This window comes from Turicibacter sp. (assembly GCF_017941855.1).
Lineage (GTDB): Bacteria > Bacillota_I > Bacilli_A > MOL361 > Turicibacteraceae > Turicibacter > Turicibacter sanguinis.
This window is the reverse complement of sequence record NZ_JAGAVR010000011.1, coordinates 1-18,923: the sequence shown is the minus strand read 5'-3', so window position 1 is coordinate 18,923 and position 18,923 is coordinate 1. Positions and strand designations below refer to the sequence as shown.

Annotated in this window: 16 protein-coding genes, 1 pseudogene and 1 riboswitch; of the genes and pseudogenes, 6 read left to right on the top strand and 11 right to left on the bottom strand. The window is 35.7% G+C overall.

Annotated features, from left to right (window positions below; genetic code table 11):
- Positions 1-11 precede the first annotated feature (11 nt).
- The 5 genes from J6D32_RS01900 to rlmD all read right to left on the bottom strand — a co-directional run bounded on the left by J6D32_RS01900 (position 12) and on the right by rlmD (position 6,231).
- Positions 12-1,325, bottom strand: a complete 1,314-nt coding sequence (locus tag J6D32_RS01900; protein ID WP_287467229.1) for a HAMP domain-containing sensor histidine kinase — start codon at positions 1,323-1,325, stop codon at positions 12-14.
- The gene (locus J6D32_RS01895; RefSeq protein WP_006783441.1) at positions 1,315-2,007 is read right to left on the bottom strand and encodes a response regulator transcription factor; all 693 of its coding nucleotides are present in this window, start codon (positions 2,005-2,007) and stop codon (positions 1,315-1,317) included. Before J6D32_RS01895 ends, J6D32_RS01900 begins: the two co-directional genes overlap by 11 nt.
- Before the next feature lie 112 nt (positions 2,008-2,119).
- Positions 2,120-2,830 (bottom strand): 5'-methylthioadenosine/S-adenosylhomocysteine nucleosidase, encoded by a 711-nt coding sequence (gene mtnN / locus J6D32_RS01890; RefSeq protein WP_129821490.1) that lies wholly within the window; start codon positions 2,828-2,830, stop codon positions 2,120-2,122.
- A 298-nt stretch (positions 2,831-3,128) separates the two neighbouring features.
- Positions 3,129-4,400: a tetratricopeptide repeat protein gene (locus tag J6D32_RS01885; RefSeq protein ID WP_006783443.1), complete on the bottom strand. Its 1,272-nt coding sequence runs from the start codon at positions 4,398-4,400 to the stop codon at positions 3,129-3,131.
- 424 nt (positions 4,401-4,824) lie between these two features.
- Positions 4,825-6,231 carry a 23S rRNA (uracil(1939)-C(5))-methyltransferase RlmD gene (gene rlmD / locus J6D32_RS01880; RefSeq protein WP_006783444.1) on the bottom strand — a complete coding sequence of 469 codons (1,407 nt, stop codon included), beginning with the start codon at positions 6,229-6,231 and terminating at the stop codon, positions 4,825-4,827.
- Between the two features lie 252 nt (positions 6,232-6,483).
- Positions 6,484-6,656: riboswitch (Lysine riboswitch) on the top strand.
- Between the two features lie 157 nt (positions 6,657-6,813).
- Between rlmD and J6D32_RS01875 the strand changes: the two genes are divergently transcribed.
- Both J6D32_RS01875 and J6D32_RS01870 read left to right on the top strand, forming a co-directional pair.
- Complete coding sequence (locus tag J6D32_RS01875) at positions 6,814-8,421, top strand: Na+/H+ antiporter NhaC family protein (RefSeq protein WP_006783445.1); 1,608 nt, start codon at positions 6,814-6,816, stop codon at positions 8,419-8,421.
- 423 nt (positions 8,422-8,844) lie between these two features.
- Positions 8,845-8,997 (top strand): hypothetical protein, encoded by a 153-nt coding sequence (locus J6D32_RS01870; protein ID WP_006783446.1) that lies wholly within the window; start codon positions 8,845-8,847, stop codon positions 8,995-8,997.
- 633 nt (positions 8,998-9,630) lie between these two features.
- Here J6D32_RS01870 and pdaA read toward each other — a convergent pair.
- Positions 9,631-10,419, bottom strand: a complete 789-nt coding sequence (pdaA, locus tag J6D32_RS01865; protein ID WP_006783447.1) for a delta-lactam-biosynthetic de-N-acetylase — start codon at positions 10,417-10,419, stop codon at positions 9,631-9,633.
- Between the two features lie 191 nt (positions 10,420-10,610).
- Here pdaA and J6D32_RS01860 point away from each other — a divergent pair, with 191 nt between their 5' ends.
- Together J6D32_RS01860 and J6D32_RS01855 are read left to right on the top strand one after the other, a co-directional pair.
- A complete protein-coding gene (locus tag J6D32_RS01860; protein WP_009607265.1) occupies positions 10,611-11,540 on the top strand; it encodes a YihY/virulence factor BrkB family protein in 930 nt (309 codons plus the stop codon).
- A gap of 65 nt (positions 11,541-11,605) precedes the next feature.
- Complete coding sequence (locus J6D32_RS01855) at positions 11,606-12,244, top strand: hypothetical protein (RefSeq protein ID WP_006783449.1); 639 nt, start codon at positions 11,606-11,608, stop codon at positions 12,242-12,244.
- Between the two features lie 12 nt (positions 12,245-12,256).
- Here the strand turns inward: J6D32_RS01855 and J6D32_RS01850 are convergent, their stop codons facing one another.
- The 3 genes from J6D32_RS01850 to J6D32_RS01840 are packed head-to-tail and all read right to left on the bottom strand — an operon-like array spanning position 12,257 to position 16,133.
- Entirely contained in the window at positions 12,257-13,375 is a 1,119-nt protein-coding gene (locus J6D32_RS01850; RefSeq protein WP_006783450.1) for a GerAB/ArcD/ProY family transporter, read from the bottom strand.
- Positions 13,376-13,390: 15 nt separating this feature from the next.
- Positions 13,391-14,554 (bottom strand): Ger(x)C family spore germination protein, encoded by a 1,164-nt coding sequence (locus J6D32_RS01845; protein WP_006783451.1) that lies wholly within the window; start codon positions 14,552-14,554, stop codon positions 13,391-13,393.
- Position 14,555: 1 nt separating this feature from the next.
- The gene (locus tag J6D32_RS01840; protein ID WP_055164949.1) at positions 14,556-16,133 is read right to left on the bottom strand and encodes a spore germination protein; all 1,578 of its coding nucleotides are present in this window, start codon (positions 16,131-16,133) and stop codon (positions 14,556-14,558) included.
- A gap of 162 nt (positions 16,134-16,295) precedes the next feature.
- Between J6D32_RS01840 and J6D32_RS01835 the strand changes: the two genes are divergently transcribed.
- A complete protein-coding gene (locus tag J6D32_RS01835; RefSeq protein ID WP_287467225.1) occupies positions 16,296-17,873 on the top strand; it encodes a ClC family H(+)/Cl(-) exchange transporter in 1,578 nt (525 codons plus the stop codon).
- Between the two features lie 79 nt (positions 17,874-17,952).
- Positions 17,953-18,303: a DUF5658 family protein gene (locus J6D32_RS01830; RefSeq protein ID WP_039930959.1), complete on the top strand. Its 351-nt coding sequence runs from the start codon at positions 17,953-17,955 to the stop codon at positions 18,301-18,303.
- Between the two features lie 81 nt (positions 18,304-18,384).
- Here the strand turns inward: J6D32_RS01830 and J6D32_RS01825 are convergent, their stop codons facing one another.
- Both J6D32_RS01825 and J6D32_RS01820 read right to left on the bottom strand, forming a co-directional pair.
- Complete coding sequence (locus J6D32_RS01825; protein WP_006783455.1) at positions 18,385-18,507, bottom strand: hypothetical protein; 123 nt, start codon at positions 18,505-18,507, stop codon at positions 18,385-18,387.
- 124 nt (positions 18,508-18,631) lie between these two features.
- Positions 18,632-18,923, bottom strand: a pseudogene (locus J6D32_RS01820) (hypothetical protein); the annotation flags it as partial.

Genomic DNA, 18,923 nt, shown 5'->3' with positions numbered 1-18,923 from the left:
GTTGAAAAATCTTAACAATTCTGTAGGATTGGTAACTCACACTCAAAAATAAACTGATCTGCTTCTTGATAAACTTCTAGTTTTCCTCCAACACTCTCAATCAGCATACGACAACTTTGCAGTCCTACCCCATGACTTTCAATCTCATCACTAATTTGAAGTAAAACTTTATTACAAACCTTGATAACTAAAACATCTTCTAATTCGCAAATTCTAAACTTAATCGGATGTGAAGCATCCGCATATTTTAATAAATTTGAACAAATATTATCAATTAAACGGTAAAAATCATGACGTTCCATCTGTAAACTAAATGAATTCTCGATTTCAACCTCTACCAAAGCCTCAAACCCTTCACTTTCCAGTGAAGAAACGACTTCATGTAAACACTGTTCAATCATCTCATCTGCATTTAGCGTCATAACTGGCGCTTTTTTTTCTTCTACAACACACTGACGAAACAACTGATCAATTAAATATTTGATCTGAAATGCCTTGCTAGACACAATCTCTAGATATTTCGTCTGTTCTCCCTTATCTTTTTCCTGCTTGATGATATCTAAATAAGAGATAACAGCGGTTAAGGGGGTTCTTAAGTCATGAGATAGTGATCTAATCATTTGAATGTTTTGCTGTTTTAATTCTTTCTCAAGTTCTATTTGTTGTTCTAAAGTTTTAGCCATGTCATTAATGTCTGCTGCTAACTGAGAGATTTCATGCTGACCTCTCACTTCAATTTGAGTCGATAACTGACCATTTTTCATTCGTTCAACGGCATGGCTAATTTCTAAGATATAAGTAATCTGTCGATGCAACAAGGTCATAAAGGTAATCATAAAAATCACCATCGAAGCTATGACACACAATACTCGTCCCCACAAATAAAAATTAAGATTAAAAAACGGATAAATATCTATCCAAGCCGTCCCGTCACTAAATTGGAGTGCATAAGTTTTTGGAATGTACATGATATCAGATTCTTGATACCCATAAGAGATTAAGCTTGAATCATAATAAAGTTCATCTCCTTGGTAAATCAAAATTAGCAAATCATCATGTGCTCGATGCCATTCTTCTAGTTGCTTAGCATTTTCTAAAGATAATTGATGATTCGTAATGTACGCCTGAATATCTCGATTGATTCGATCCATTTCGTCTGCATAACTGGGAGACTGATTCGCAACTTTACTCGTTAACGAATAAAGTGATTCCTCTAAAATAACATAACTTATAAAAGATAGTAATAATGAAATGACCACATATCCTGTAATCACTAAGCTCCACTTTGGTAACCCTACCTTTTCAAGAAATCGATTAATCCACATAATACCCTTTTCCCCAAGCCGTCTTAATATAGACTGGATTTTTTGAATCCTTCTCAATTTTCTTTCTCAAATTTCGCACGTGAACCATGACGGCATTGTCGCCAATCACTTGCCCTGAATCATTCCAAATACTTTGATAAATTTGTTCCATCGAAAATATTTTTTTACGATGAGTAATCAATAGTCGTAAAATCTCATATTCTGTCGTGGTCAAGGAAACCTCTTTTCCCTCTAAAATCACACGCGTCGAATTCAAATCCACCACTAAATCACCAATCGTAATCGTCGGTTCTACCTTTACCTGAGTCGTTGAATGATACTGATACGCTCGTCTTAATAATGCTTTAACACGGATCAATAAATCACTATTTGAAAAAGGTTTCGTGATATAATCATCGCCACCCGCTGAAAATCCCATCGTTTTATCCGATTCTTGGCCATAGGCCGTTAAAAATAAAATCGGAACAAAAGACTTCTGACGTATTTCAGAGCAGACAACAATCCCAGACTTCTTTGGCATCTCGACATCTAAAATCACAAGTCCAATACTCTCATCCATTAATTCAATGGCTTCCTCACCATTACAAGCCGTCACAACCTCGTACCCATCACCTGTTAATAAGATTTGAAGAATTTGACGAATATCTTGATTATCATCAGCGACTAAAATTCTATTTTTCATCTACTTCATCCCACCTTAAAAAAAATTAACTTATCTCAGTTATATCATAAATTAAATAAAATTCATCAAAAAAAGACAACTATAGGTTGTCTTTTTCAATTATTTTATATTCCTAACAATAAACACCTTTTCGCGTCATGGCTTCAAGCATCGTATAAACAACATCACTTGATCGTTCATTAGCAGCTTGAAACGCCTGTTTAAAGGTTTGAAAAGCGTCATCATCTCCATAATGAGAGATTGCTTTAACACAAATAAATGGGAGATGATGACGATAAGCGACTTGACCTAAAACAGCTGCCTCAACATCTATAAACTCAATGCGATAACTTTGATTTAAATGTTCGGAAATAATGCTACTATTAATAAAACGATCTGCTGTTCCAAAAAGTCCAACCTGGCCCTTATAATCTAAATACTTACAAGCCATTAAAGCAAATTGCTTTAAATGTAAGTCACTTGGGAAAACAACTTGATTCGTTCCAGGAATTTCAAATAATCGATAATGATTGGCTTGAAAATCGACATCATATTGGAAAACCATATCTGAAATGGCAATATCTCCAAGATCTTTTTTTTGCTTTCCGATATATCCGCAATTTCCAAATCCAATAACCGCGGTAATCGGATACTTCTCTGTAATCACACCCATTGCATAAGCAAAATTAACTTTTCCCTCTCCTGCTTGAACCAAAATGATATCTTTCCCATTCAATTTTATTTCATAAATGTTGAAGAGATAATCTGTGACGATTTTATAATCATTCAATTTAGCTAATAATTGTTGCGCTTCAAACTTAGATTCGCAAAAAATACACAACATGTTCATCACCCTTTATCCAATTCAGGATCAATTTTATCTGACTCATTTCTACCTATCTTACTATATGCAATAGTTAATAGACGAGAACCTATTGAAGGGATTTCATACAAAAACTCGCTCCAATTATTGAAGCGAGTTTAATTAAAGTGATGATCATTCGACTTAAACACGAATATCTGGGGTCGTTTCCCAACCATGTTCTGTAGTGTGATCATAAGCTAAAACTTCAAAATTGAATAAATTACTATGGATGAAGACCCCCATCATCACGAATAACCTTAATCATTTTCTCTTCATTTTAATCCCTTCCTAAACATTCGACATGAAACATCCATAATTTGAACTGTCTTTCATCAATTTTATTATGATAAAATTGATCAAACAAATAAGATTTGACATGATGAAAAATAGCGGGTGATAAATACTTCTGACCAACATACTCATTTATTTCATCAAAGAAGTTAATCATCTGTGATTCAACTCCTTTTAAAATGTACATATCAATTAAAGAACTCGTGACAGCTTTCGCTTGTTCGAATATCCCATATTTTAAAATTTTTTCTTTTGATTGATTTAAGTAATCCTCTGCCAGTTCATAATCACCTAACTCGTAATAAATAGTCCCCATTAATCCAAGTGCTAAATGCTTTTTTACTTCATCGGTCACAACCTGAACTAAATGATTTAAAACCTCCAATGCCTCTTCAAATCTCCCTTGAGATTTGTATAAATAACTTAAATTTTGATAAACTTCGGTGACAAATGGCGGATAGCATGGATTTTCAATAAAAGCAACTTGCACGTCTATGGCCTCTTGAATTCGACCACATTTGCGCAAAACAATCCCTTTAAGAATAATGTGAGCTGCCCGAGTTAGAGGTTGGGGCGTCTCTCCCTCTCTTAGTGCTAAGTCAATATGATTTAACGCTAAATCAAGTTGGTCGACCTGAAAATATCCTTTGGCTAAATTATAAAGAATTTTATAACGATACTCCGTCATATCTGGGCTTAGTGAATGAAGGCTCATCTTCAAATAAGAAATGCTCTCTTCATACATTCCCATTTTCTCCATATTTAAACCAATCCCACGGTACAATAACGTTGGATTTTGATGACTTAAAGAAGCGTAGGAAATCGCCAACGAAAAGTGTTGATTCGATTCAATCCATTGACTTTTTTGTTGATAATCAACGGCAATTAATTCTTCTAACTTTAGGCCTTCTTCATATAGTTCATACTGTGCCACGACTTTTTTAAATTTTTCATATTCAGTTGATAAGGTTTCCAATCGACAGCGCTCAGACACCCAATCCTTTGCCTGTTCAACGGCCGATTTTTTAAATGATTCTAGTGTAAACTCTTCTTGTAAAGCCCCATCTGATAACTCCAAAAGAATGCTATAAATCAACTCAACTGTTTCATTAGGAATAATGCGGCGTCCATTTTCTGCCATACTAATATAACTACGAGAAATACCATACGCCTGAAAAGCCTCTTGCTTAATATGATATTGACGTCGACACCATTTGATTTTTTCTGATACTTCTAAAAACAATTGCTTCAACTCCATCCAATCTAAATCATCCTGAGAATTTAAGTCTTTTTGAGACTAAGACATCCTATAAGTATCTATTCTCAACTCCACGAGTATCGCTAAAAATTTTCCAAGTATGAAAAACTTATTTTAAATGATAGATATAACCTAACTCTATTTTACAACAAAAAACATCATTTTTCTTGGTTTTAATGATAGAAAATAAACTTCTCATCCTCTTAATATTCTAATTCATGATTCATCTCTTCTAAACCTGTCATTTTATGCATTTAAATTTCACTCATCTAAATCATCTAACAACAAAAAAAGTCAAGAACATTACAATTTAAGTAATCTTCTTGACTTTAATTCTAGTCGCAAGGTCTATGCCTTTAACCTTATAAAATTATCTTTTATGACGCTTAAGATAAAATTTATGATGTCGATTCAGTCTCCTAAATTAACGACGTGAATCTTTTTTTACTTTTTCTGATTTATCCATACGAGTTAAACGAACAACCGCTTCAACATGAGATGTTTGAGGGAACATATCAATCGGTTGAATATAATCTACTCGGTATTTTTTTGTTAACTCTTTTAAGTTTTTAGCTAACGTTGATGGATTACATGATACGTAGACAATACGTTTTGGTTGGACACGTTTTAACATCTCAATTAACTCAGGCCCCATTCCCGTACGAGGTGGATCGACGATAACCACATCTGGTTTGAACCCTTCATTTGCCCATTTTGGCACGATTGACTCTGCTTTACCAACCGCATAATACGTATTATCAATGTTATTTAATTTTGCATTTGCTTTCGCATCAATGATAGCCGCACGAGTAATATCCACCCCACGTACTTCACTTGCCTGATCAGCCACCCATTGACCAATCGTTCCAACTCCACAGTAAGCATCTACCACTTTTTCAGTTCCTGTTAAAGAAGCAGCATACTTCACTTGATTATATAACTTCACTGTTTGTTCTGGATTTAATTGATAGAAAGCGCGTGGTGATAAATTAAATTTAAATTTACCTAAACGATCTGTAATGAAATCTTCTCCCGCTACTTTAATCATATCTGGTCCAAAGATTTCATGCGTGTCATCAGAATTATAGTTGACATAAACTGACTTCACTTCAGGACAATACTTCATTAAATCAAGCGCTAAAGAATACATCTTCTTGAAGTCTTTATTCGCTAATACAAACGTCACTTGAATCTCACCTGTTCGATATCCACGACGAACGACAATGTGACGAGCTGTTCCTTTTTTCGTTTTGGGTGCATACGCAAAAACTTTATAATCATCTAATAAATCAACCGCGTGATTCACGACTTTGTTGATTTCTTCGTATTGAACCTCACAATCTGTGACATTTACTAACTCTCGTGAGTTCATGCTATAGAATCCGACCATCACACCATCTTCATCATACCCAACTGGCATTTGAGCACGGTTACGATAATTATATGGATTATCCATTCCCATCGTTGGACGGATATCTAATTCTTCAGGATCTAAATTGGTGTAACGTTCAACCGCTTGCCAAATGGCATCGCGTTTAATACGCAATTGTTCCGGGTAGGTCATATGTTGTAATTGACATCCACCACATTGTCCATAAACCTCACAAGCTGGTTGACAACGATGTCTTGATTTTTTCTTAACGCGTACTAATTCTGCTTCTGCATAACCACCTGCTACACGTGTACAAGTTGCCACAACTTCTTCCCCAACTAATGTTCCTGGGATGAACACCGCTTGTTTTTTATAATAACCGATTCCCTCACCGTTAATCCCGATGCGTTTAATCGTCACTAAAAATTCTTGACCAACCTTTAAAGGTGACATATTCATAAAAAAAACCTCCAATGCTTTTAAGCTACCCTTTATCTTACCACATTCGTGATTATTTTACATATCTTATTCGCAGATAGTTGACAAAATCCTCTCTTATTCGCAATAAATACACTGAGATGATGATCTTTCATTTATTATGTTGCAATGATACGTAATTTTATACCATTTTTACTTATTTATAACAATTCATATTGACTCTACAATAAAAGATGCTACAATAGGGATAATTGAATACGTCTCTGTTCTCTTTGATGAGTTAGAGGTGCATGGCTAAAGAGTAGGAATTTCGAGAGTGACGTCTAAGACAAATTCTAAAAGGTATCCATGCCGAAGTGAAAATAGTGTCCGCTATTTTTTGCTGGGGTTAGATTGAAGAAGTCTAACACTGTCACTGCCTATGGTAGTGGAGAACTAATGATCGGAGAGTTAAATAATACGTGTATCACTAAGGGATCTTTTTTTAGCTACCCCATTATTGAGCAATGTATGAGTTTAACTCTGCATTGCTCTTTTTTTTATAACTTTCAGAGCCGGACGAGATGATTCAATCAAAGTTCAATATAAAAGGAGAGAATGAAAATGGTTGGAACCATCTATGCCTTAATTCCGGCAATCCTCACAATTCTTTTGGTTATCATCACACGTCGCGTTATCTTATCACTAGGAGTCGGTGTCATCTGTGCTGCTTTAATTTTATCAGCATTTAGCATCGGAGATACCATCTCAACCCTACTCATCACTTTTAGTTCTCTAGTCATTGAAGAGGATGGACTTTACGGATTCTTAAATGAGTGGAATATGTCCATCATCTTCTTTTTAATCGCCCTAGGTATTATTACAGGCTATATCGTCTTATCAGGAGGGGCCACTGCTTTTACAAAAGCCATTATTCGTCGCGTTCAAACACGCGAAGGGGTACAATATACCGCTGCTATTTTAGGAATTCTGATTTTTGTTGATGACTACTTCAACGCTTTAGTCGTTGGAAATGTCTCAAAACCATTAGCCGAAGCACAAAAAGTATCGCGAGCTCGTCTCGCTTATATCGTTGATTCAACGTCAGCACCTATTTGTGTCATTTCCCCCATTTCAAGTTGGGCAACTGGAATCATGGGTTCTATGGCTGTCATCTTAGCAGGAGCAGGCATTTCTTACAGTGCCTTCTCAGCCTTCTTAATGACCATTCCTTATCATTTTTATGTCATCACAACCCTCATCATGGTCTTCGTTGTCATTCGCTTTAACTTAAATCTTGGATTAATGAAAAAATACGAAGCCGACACGTTACAAGGAAGCGACAGCTCAATTGTAGGCAGCGAACTATCGAATCCTCATGAAAAAGATGTTGAATCTTCAAAAGGAACGATTTGGGACTTAATTCTTCCTATTCTAACCTTAATTATTGTCACGGTTGGAACAATGGCTATCACCGGAATTCAAGGGGCACAATCAGTCACTGATCCTGAGTTTAACTTCTTCTTCACCGTCCTTGACAACATCGCTCTCTCTAAAGCACTTCGTTATGGAGGAATGGCTGGATTAATCGTTTCAATGGGACTGGCTTATCGTCATGTTTTAAACAAAGAAGTCACACTACCTGATTTTTTAAAAGCTTTTATGATAGGAGCTCGCTCTATGTTTGGAGCGATTGGAATTTTATTATTAGCTTGGGCGATTTGTGAACTAGTTGGAGCCTTAGATGCTGGAGGCTATTTAGCTTCAGTGATTACAAGCACCAATATTAATCCAAACTTTATTCCAGTTGTCATGTTTATAGTCGCAAGTTTTATGGCTTTCTCAACCGGAACATCTTGGGGATCATTCGGAATCTTACTTCCAATTGCGGGAAGTGTTGCCGCAGCCATCGACTTAAATCTGATGATACCGGTTATGGCTGCTGTCTTATCGGGTGCAATTTTTGGAGATCACGCGTCACCGATTTCAGATACAACCCTTCTATCAGCCACTGGGTCAGGTTGTGACCTCGGAGCTCACTTCAACTCCCAACTCCCTTACGCTCTATTATCAGCAGGTATCGCTGCCTTAGGCTATATGGCGTTTGGGGTGACAGGGACTTTAATGACGTCTTACATCGTCATGGCTTTAGGATTTGCTTTGGTAATTTTCTATGCTCGACGTCAAAACGTTAAGAAAGTTGAAAACCTACACTTAATGCCAAATGAATAAGAAATCAAAACGGGAGAATATGACATAAATTTAAAAGGAGTCAATGAACAGGGGGGAAACTGATTCAATGACTCCTTTTTATTATATTTCTAAGAGAGGTTGAGAATTGGAGAAAAGATTTATCATCTTGTACTAAACATAACATAGGGGGAGAGTTACGTCTCATACAAGTACATTATGGGAACACTTTTCAAATCTTAAACAAAATAAACAAACTTTTTTAAAATTTTATTTTCTTCCTTTTATAGGATTTAATGTTTCAGATGTTGCAAAATCTGAAGAGGAAACTGAGGGCTTTATCATCACAATGATAAACTTTAAAATTCAACGAAAATCGTCATAAATTTTAAAATAACTAATAAAGTATAATAGGAAACAAATTACCTATACTAATAGTATTTCGAATAAAAGGAGAGACTCTTCATGGAAAAAACAAAAACTTTCCAACTTACCGAAAGTCAATACAATCTAGTCGAAGAATTACTCGAAATCGCACCCGGTCATACCGAAGCTGAAAAACTCATTTCTGCTCTTGAACTTGCCGTCGAAGTCGGGGCTCACACCGATATGTTTTAACATAAAAAGGTCCCAATAGAAGCGGGACCTTTTTATGTTAAATAATAAAATTCTTTTATAAAAATGAGATGGGTCACCTAGCATCTTATCCTCCGCTACTAGGCAATGGGTTACCTAGCGATTGGGACTAGCAATCTTATCCTCTGCTACTAGGGAATGGGCTCACACCTAGCGTATTTGCCACCCCATTAGTGGAGAAAACCACTTCGTGGATGGGGTCCCCCTTGTTAGGATAACTCGGCCTGATGCCGAGTACACCACAGGTGTATAGTTGTTCTATCCTTCACTTCGTTTAGGAAGAACAGCTAACATAGTAGCGCTAATCCATCATTCTGCTAAAATCTACACCTTCTATAAAAAAAGAGATAGACTCACGTCTATCTCAGCACTTGCATGGATAACTCCGCCAAAGGCGGAGTATAGTCCAACTAATTTTCGTAAAACGAAAATAGTTGGGCTAACAAATAAACGGCCTGTGGGGGAACACAGACCGTTTAGGGAGTGAGAAAACATAATGAATAAGAAAATCAAAGGGGGAGAAAATTTTTTATCATTTTCATCCGTTTATATTATGACATATATTTATGTACGAATAATGAAAAGAGTATGTCTTTTTTGTGTTTTTTCGGGTTTTTATTCAATAGGTTCAGGCATATCACGTGTCAATAAATATTGCACAGATCTAAACTCATATCCTTCTTCTCGGAGTTTTGGAATTAGGCGATCAAGGCATTCTGCGTTGTCCTTTGAAATACTGTGCATTAAAATAATCGCACCGGGATGAATGCGAGCCAAAATCTGATCATAGGCATACTGCCAACCACGTTGTTGATCGACGTGCCAATCCATATAGGCTAAAGACCAGAATAGATTATAGTATCCACGCTCTTTTGACCAATCTAGAACTTGTTGATTAAAATGCCCTTCGGGTGGTCTTAAAAAGCGCACCATTTCTTTTCCTGTAATTTCTGTATATTTATTTTCAATTAATGTTAATTCTTCGTTAAATTTTTCCTTGCTGACTTTTGTTAAATCGGGATGATGATACGTATGGTTCCCGATAATATGACCGTCATCCACCATTCGTTGTACTAATTCAGGATTTTGTTCCATAAAATGACCTGTAACAAAGAAAATGGCTGGAACATCATATTTTTTTAATACATCCAAGATTAATGGGGTATTTCCATTCTCGTAACCACAATCAAATGTTAAATATAAATCCATCTGATCAGCTGGTGCAATATAAAATGCATCATTATTTCGAACGATATCATCATATTCTTGGCCTGGCCAAGGTTGTTGATGATTTTCACCTTTAGGAATTCCCCAACCAATATTCTTTGCTGAAGCCGTAAAAAATGACCCTAAACAAAGTAATAATGTTAACATTATTGTTCCAAAGTTGAACTTTCTTTTCATTTTTATCACCTCTCATTATCAAAAAGAATTCTATAATAATTTGTCGAATTTCTGCACAATATATACATAAACAACTGATAAATTTTAGCGATAAATTTGATTCATTTATGATGATTCATTTACTATAATGGAATTAAATGTTAAAATCTAATAGTTTTTTAATCAGAAATTATAAACAGGAGGCACACCCGATGGAGCATATCTTTTCTCTCGAATTTCTTAAAAAGCTAAGTGAACAACTCAAAAAACGGGAAATCAAAGGATTACCCGAGCAAATTGCTTTTAACCTCGTGATGGCCATTGTTCCTCTTCTTGTTGTAATTGTTCAACTTGGAACCTATTTATCTTTGAATACAGATTTAGTCGAGTATTTAATCATGGCTTATGCACCCAATGAGTTAAAACTACTTTTAATGAATCTTTTTTCAACAACGTCGACCCCTTCTGGAAATATCTTTTTTCTTATTACAACGGGTATTTCGTTTATGTGGTTAATCTCTAAAGGATTCTACGGAATTGCCGCCGCTGCCAATACCACTTATCAAGTTCCTTATATGAAATTTGCCTATTTAGAACGTATTTTTTCTTTCCTTATTGTTATTTTCATGATTTTATCACTTGCCTTAGTCACAGTATTCGCTTTATTTGGTCAAGGCCTTATCATTTTAATTTTTAAACTTTTAAATATCCATATCCAATCTCATTTACTGCTGATTTTTAATATCATTAAATCACTGATTAGCTTCTTAGGTTATTTTAGCTTCTTTTTATCGCTATTCTATTTAGCACCAAGTATCAAAATGAGAGTGGGTGAAATCATTCCGGGAGCTCTTGTCACCTCAATTGGATGGAGTGTGTCATCAATTGGATTCACCTTCTATGCCAACCATATTGCAAACTATAATAAATTTTATGGGAGCCTATCCGTGATCATCATGCTACTGTTTTGGCTCTTTATTCTCGGATATACCATTATGATTGGCCTGCAAGTGAATTACATTCTTAAACGTGATTACTTCGGTGGCGTTTCCTACGAACAAAAACTTGGAATTTTCAATCGTTTTCGCTATCTATCAAAATGGACAAAATTTGCTCCTACAGAAATATCAGATTCAAAATAATCGCATATCTTTAGCACCTCATGAATAGAATTTAGCAAGACTATTTTGATTACTGAGGTGAAATCATGAAAAAATATTGCCTATCCTTCGCCATGCTCACGCTACTTTTAAGTGCATGCTCACAGGATTCAACGTTATCTAAAGTCTCAACGCCTCAAACCGTCGAGAACTTTATAACCAGTAACACCCTAACCACCACTGACACACCAACAAAAGAGACGACGACTACCACCGAAACACCTGAAGTTTCAACTCCTCAAGAAGAAGTGGCTTTAACATTCGCCACTCAACAAGACTTTGTTGATTACATGTATAAAAAAATTGTGGCCCTCGAAGACACCATTGCACTACTCGATTCTAATCTTTCACAACTATTTGCCGTGAGTACCTCAGAAGATACTTCTGGTTACCAAAGCATTCGTCAAAATTTATTTGATCAAGCCACAAATGAAATGGATAACATGGCGACTTTAACCTTACCTAACACTGAGGTAAAAACGCTACATGATTATGTGCAAAAAGCATATCAATATACCATTAAATCCAAACAAGCAGAATATGATATTTTCAATTCTGAATCACTTGATGCACGCCAACAACTATTAGAAGCTAATTCTGAAAACGAACGCTTAAGTGCCCATTATATTCAATTATCATGGGACGAAATCGATCGCTTATCAACCACAACCATTTATCGTAAATAGAAAAAAGTGAGACTAATTTGTCTCACTTTTTTCTATAGGATGCTTATGATATTTAATCTCACTAATAATCCAAACTAAAACAGGAATGGCTAATTCAAAGATTGGTAAGAGGTAAGTTGGATTTACATTTAAAATCTGATTTAAATTTTCAACTTGGCTTTCTTGGAAATGTGCCCCACATAGACACATTACTACAAGAATAGGCAAAGAAATAATTTTATGATTTATTTTTTTAAAGACTCCATTAATTAAGCTAGTACCGGCATAAAAATAAACACAAATCTTAAAGAAACAAGTGGTCATTAAAATAATAATGGCAAGAGGATCAAGACGTTCAAAAAAGATATTGACTCCGACCATCTTCATCGAGTTAAAGAAGGGATAAACAAAGTTATAAACTAAATCCTCACCTAATATTCCAATATTAAAAATATCTACCATTAAAAGCAAAATGGTTCCGCAAATTAAGGCTGCAAATCCAACCTTTAAAATTTTTGGACTCTGAGCTTTAGGCACTAAAGGGAAAATGACTAAAAAGGCAATCAATTCACCGTAAGGAAAAACAGTGGTTTTATAAATTTCTGGGATTACTTCTTTGAACCCATGTTCTAAAATCGGAAAAAAATGATCAAAATTAAAGATACCTGATGTAAACACCCCTAAAACAAGTGGAATGAAACTGATTAATACCAAATAAAATAACAATTCAGATGCTCGTCCAATCGTATTAAATCCTAACATCATTCCATACCAAATCACTAACGCTAACAATCCAAGAATTAAAAACATGCTAGCGCCTTCCATGACAGTAAATTGAATCATATTACCAGTACTAATCACAATTCGATATCCCATATAAAGAAAATATCCTGAGTAGACTAGCACAACTAGGCTTCCTAAAACCTTTCCAAATACATCTTGAAGAATTAGCGTTAAGGACTGATATCCATGTAAGTAACTAATTCGATGATAAATAACAAATAAAATACTACCCAAAACAGCCGCAATTAACATCACAATCCAAATATTTGGTCCAGATAATCGTCCAACATTACTTAGGGTTGCACTTGCGGTTAAGTATAGAATTAATAGGGTAAACATCTGATTTAAACTAATCCGTGATGTTTTCACACGACTAACCTCCCTTTATTTTTGTTGTAGATTTTGAATATCTCCAACGGATATAATATTAGCTTCTACTTCAACATCAAAGGTCAATGTCGGATAAATGTCTGACCAATACCCTTGCAACTCATGCCATTTTTTTGGATCTTTCATATAAATTTTTGATCCTACTCCAATAATATCACTCTTAAATTCAGTTTGAGTTTTCGTAATGACTTGAATTAAATTTTCCTTCATTGCTTGTGCGATATAGGTTTCAACCGTTGTCAGATTCTCAGGTTTACTTAAGTCAATTGGATATTGATTTTCCATAATATAACCTGATACTTCACATTTAACGGATACCTTATTTTCATCCATATTTGGCTTAATGTCCGTTTTAGTCCCTCGTGCTTCAAACGTAATATTATAGTCATCAACAACGGCATTCACGACATAACGTTCGGCATTATCCATCAAAACATTATAGAACTCTGCCTCATGACTATTTAAATAGCCAACAAACTTATCTTGCTTAAAAGCCGCTAAATAATTAACCTCAAATTGACTAGGGGAATTAACCTCTAAAATATTATCAACATTTTCCCCAGCACTTGGGTCATTACTTTTAATTTCAACACTATTTAAAACGAGCTCTACTCCTCTAGCATTTACCATATTAATCGCATCATATAAGTTATAACTGACTTGTCTTCCGGTACACACATGACACATGTTCGTTAAAGAATTTAACTGATTAATCGGAATCGTCTCGTTTGGAGCTAACGTTGATAAAACCGTTGCAGCCATGGTTTCTTTTGCGACGACTAAGGAAATATTAGGACGAATTTTAACATTGCGAAGAGCAGCATCTAATACATCATTAATGCCATCTTTGGCAATGTTTTCATCAATGACAATCACGCTTAGATGAGGCAAATATAGCACTTTAGAAGTCAAATTTGATAATCGACGATACGACTCAAATATCGTACTCCCCTCAGCTTGAATCGTTACGATTGGAAGTGTATTTTGATGATTACCGGCAATCGAAGTTGGATTAACAACTTGAGCTGTCATCAAATATCCCGTTGATGTTTTATCAATTCCAAGCCCTGCCACAAGTCCAATATTGCTCATTTCAATTTTATGGGCGCATCCGGTTAAACAAAAACACATCATAACTAAGATAAACAACCGTTTCATCTTATACCTCCTCTTCTCGTTTTGGATTTTCTAGATTGTGTTGGACACGATCTGGAGAGTTAAAAATTTTCGGTCTATATTTCATCCAAGAAAGCGGTAAACGAATAAATTGATCTTCTTGATCATGTAAATTAAAAGGCGCAATCGGTGCCATAAAAGGTTGATTAAAGGTCGTTAGACTACATAAATGCAGAATCAGAGCAAGGAATCCAAGGGTAATCCCATATAAACCAAATGCTGCACCGAGTAACATGAACACAAAGCTTAAAATTCGAACCGCATTATTTAAACGAATATTTGATAAAATAAAAGAAGAAATAGCCGTTAATGAACCAATAATAATCACCATCGAGGAAACAAGTCCTGCTTGAACTAACGTTTGTCCGATAATTAATGAACCCACAATGGTCATCGAATCCCCAATGGCTTTTGGTTTACGAACGGAAGCTTCCCGTAAAATTTCAAATAAGGTCATAATGATTAACGTTTCAACAATGGTAGGGAATGGATTGGCACTCCGTTGATCGATAATCGTCACCAGTAAAACGGTTGGAATCATTTCTTGATGATACGTTGAAATCGCGATATAAAGACCTGGAATCAAAATAACAATCATAAACGCTAAGTAACGAAGTAACCGTTCAAATGTTGCAATAACCGGACGATTATAGTAATCATCGGCTGTTTGAAACATCATTGGAAAATAAGAGGGGGCAATGATTTGAAATGGTGTATTATCGACCATAATGGCAATCGCACCATGTACAACAGCGGCCGTTACCTTATCAGGACGTTCGGTTTCAATCAAACGTGGAAAAACGGTCCAATGATGATCTTCAATTAATTGCATCAACTGGCTACTATCCGTGATACAGCTAATATCAATCGCTTCAATTCGTTGCTTTGCAATCTGAACGAATTCTTTATTTACTACCCCTTCAAGATAAACGACAAAGACATCTGTTTGAGAACTTCTTCCGACTTTATACGTGTCAAATCGAAGACGTGGGTCCTTAATATGACGGCGAATAAGCGCTGTATTCACGCGAATAGTCTCAACAAAAGAATCTTTTGGTCCGCGTGTGGCAATCTCTGTTTCAGGTGCTGTAATGGAGCGCATTTGCCACCCTTTACAGTCAAAAGCCATAAACTGAGCAACCCCATCTAAGATGACAATAATTTGTCCTGTCAATAATTTATCGTATAGATCAGTATAATCTTCGCCACAACTTGCCGACATCATACTGATACGTGATTGATAAATCGTTTTAAAGGTTTGTAACGGTCGATCTTTTTCTCCACTATCACCTACTAGAGATAAATCAATCATTAAAACACGAACAATAAAATCCTCGGCTTGATTACTATCAATTAACCCATCAATTCCAAGAACAATTCCTTTTAAGCCTGATACGCCTTTTAATTCAAATTCCCGAACAATTAAATCATTAGCATTTCCTAAATCCTGTTTAATTTTTTCTGTATTTTTATCTATCTGCTTAAATAAAGGAATCTTTTTTGGCTGATGCTCAGGGGCTTTTGTATTTTTCTTTCCTTTAAAAACGCGAAAGATATCCATAAAGTTCACCTACTTTTTACATTTAGTCTTATTATTTGAGAATGTAAACCAGTTATACAAAATTAACTTCATAATCACATTTACCTATTTTTGTAAAACTCCTTGAATTTCATTTCACGAGGAACTATAATAAAGACGAAAATCTTAGGAAGGGGGCCTATTATGAATGATAGAATTTCGATAAGGGGGCTCATCACGCAGTTTGACCATTTAAAATTAAAACTAGCTATGCAAGGCATTTTAGTTGGGATAGCTTCGGGATTCATGGTTGTTTTTTATCGAATGATCTTAGAAAAAGCTGAGCATATTAGACAGCTCATCACCTTAAATCAACCATTATGGATGATTGGAGGATGGTTTATTTTATTAGTTCTCGCTGCCCTTTTCGTGGGACGGCTCATGATTAAAGATCCCATGATTTGCGGGTCTGGAATTCCACAAGTGGAAGGGGTGCTTGCTAATAAACTGAATATGAATCCAGTGTCTGTATTAATTCGTAAATTTATCGGTGGAACCCTTTGTATAGGAGCCGGGTTATCTGTTGGAAGGGAGGGGCCTTCTATTCAACTCGGAGCTGCAACTGCACAGTGGATTAGCCGCCTATTTAAACGCCCAAATATCGAGGAAAAATACCTGATCACAAGTGGTGCTAGTGCAGGACTTGCTGCCGCTTTTAATGCCCCTCTTGCGGGTGTCATGTTTTCACTAGAAGAAGTTCACAAACATTTCTCACCACTCATTCTAGTGTCCGCCATGTCTGCATCACTAACCGCTGACTTTATTTCTAAACACTTTTTTGGATTAAAACCTGTCTTTCAGTTTAATCGACTTGAAGCCATTCCACTGACATCTTATGGACTTATCGTTATCCTTGGAATCATAACCGGCTTATGTGGGGTCTTTTATAATAAAATAACGGAAAAAACATTAGATACTTACGACTCTATGACGTGGCTAAAAAAACAATATCGCCCCATCATTCCCTTTTTAATGGCCGGCGTTTTACTATTTATGTTGCCTGAAGTTTTAGGAGGGGGGCACTCACTGGTTGAAAGTTTGACGGAAGGAAATTTTACAATTGCCTTTATTTTGATTTTGTTGATGAGTAAGTTTATTTTTTCAATGATTAGCTTTGGCTCTTCAGTACCAGGAGGCATCTTCTTCCCATTACTCGTGCTCGGAGCTTTAACTGGTGCGCTTTTTGGAAATGTCTTATCTGCTTATTTTAGAATCGATGAACAGTTTATTCAAAACTTTATCATTCTCGCGATGGCCGGTTATTTTACAGCGATTGTCAGAGCCCCTATGACTGGGATTATTTTAATTACTGAGATGACTGGCTCATTTTCACATTTACTGTCACTGTCTTTAATCTCACTCATTTCTTATACAGTAGCTGAATTATTTAGAAGTGAGCCTATTTATGAAACACTTCTGCATCGTATTTTAAAAAGCAGTCAAACAGATTCAAATGATGCCCTGTGTGAAACCAAAACCTTGCTCGAAGTCCCTATTTTCTTCGATTCTTTTATTGATGGCAAATGTGTGAAGGATTTGGCGTTGCCTGAAAATTGTTTGCTAGTCAGTGTGAAGCGAGGAAATGAGGAGATTATTCCAAGGGGAAATACGCTGCTCCATTCTGGCGATATTTTAATTGTCTTGGTAAGTGAATCGGTAGCGGGAACGATTAGAGATGACCTTCTCACCTACTGTGATTCCACTCATATTAAAACGGCGTGAAAAATTTTCACGCCGTTTTGATTAATTTTCATAAAATCATCCATAACAAACTCACAAACTAAAAAAGGAGTGAGTTATGATGATTCTTTACTTAAAAAACTATGAATTCAAAACAATTGCTCACAAGCTTGGGCTCATATACATCCTAAATATTATCGATTTAATGCTTGGGATGATTTTATTTAACGCTAACTTTAAGCCTGCTACGAACGGATTCAACGCCATTTTATTCGGAAATCCTTTCGGTATTATCTTTCTTAAAATCCTTCTACCTATTGCACTCCTTGGATACCTCCTCTATCGTATCCAACAAATCGATGATCGCCGGATTCTGCGCCTCATCAATTTGACCATTAGTTTAATTCTAATCTTCTTCTTAATCACAAACCTCGTTCATCTAAGTAACTGGATTAATACGTCATTCATCTAAATGATGGCTTGAGTCGTCCTGATCTTTTACTAAATCGTAACAAGACGATAAAAAAAGTCGCTCAAACTTTGAGCGACTTTTTTAATTTGAACTACGTTTTCTTAACTTATTGAATCTTTCCTCTAAATGAACAGCATTTAACGTTAATAAAACGGTCAATACTAACATAAGCATACATAAACCTAAACCAATTAATAGGTACATCGTTCTCCCCCACTTTCCTACGACAAATTATACCAAAATCATTTTTATTTTTCAAAAATAATTGATGGCTAAATATCTGCTCAAAGTGTTTCAAAAAAAACTCGTAAGCTTTTGCTCACGAGTTCTATTGACTCATATAATTTTCTATTTCAAGCCACGACGCCGCGTTCCAATCTTTATTAGCAATCGCATCCTTATCAAAACTTAATAACATGACTTCTCCAACTGGATTTTCAATACTTGTAAAACGATTGTCAAGGTAGAGAATATCTAGCTGTTTAAGCTCACTGACATGCTCCATCTTTGAAATATCACGTAACAACTTTAACGTTTGTTTGTAAATTCGGCTTGTCATTTCATTTCTTGGATAATAATTCAACGCCATCTTAGGAATGACCTCAAACGTTAAACTCGCG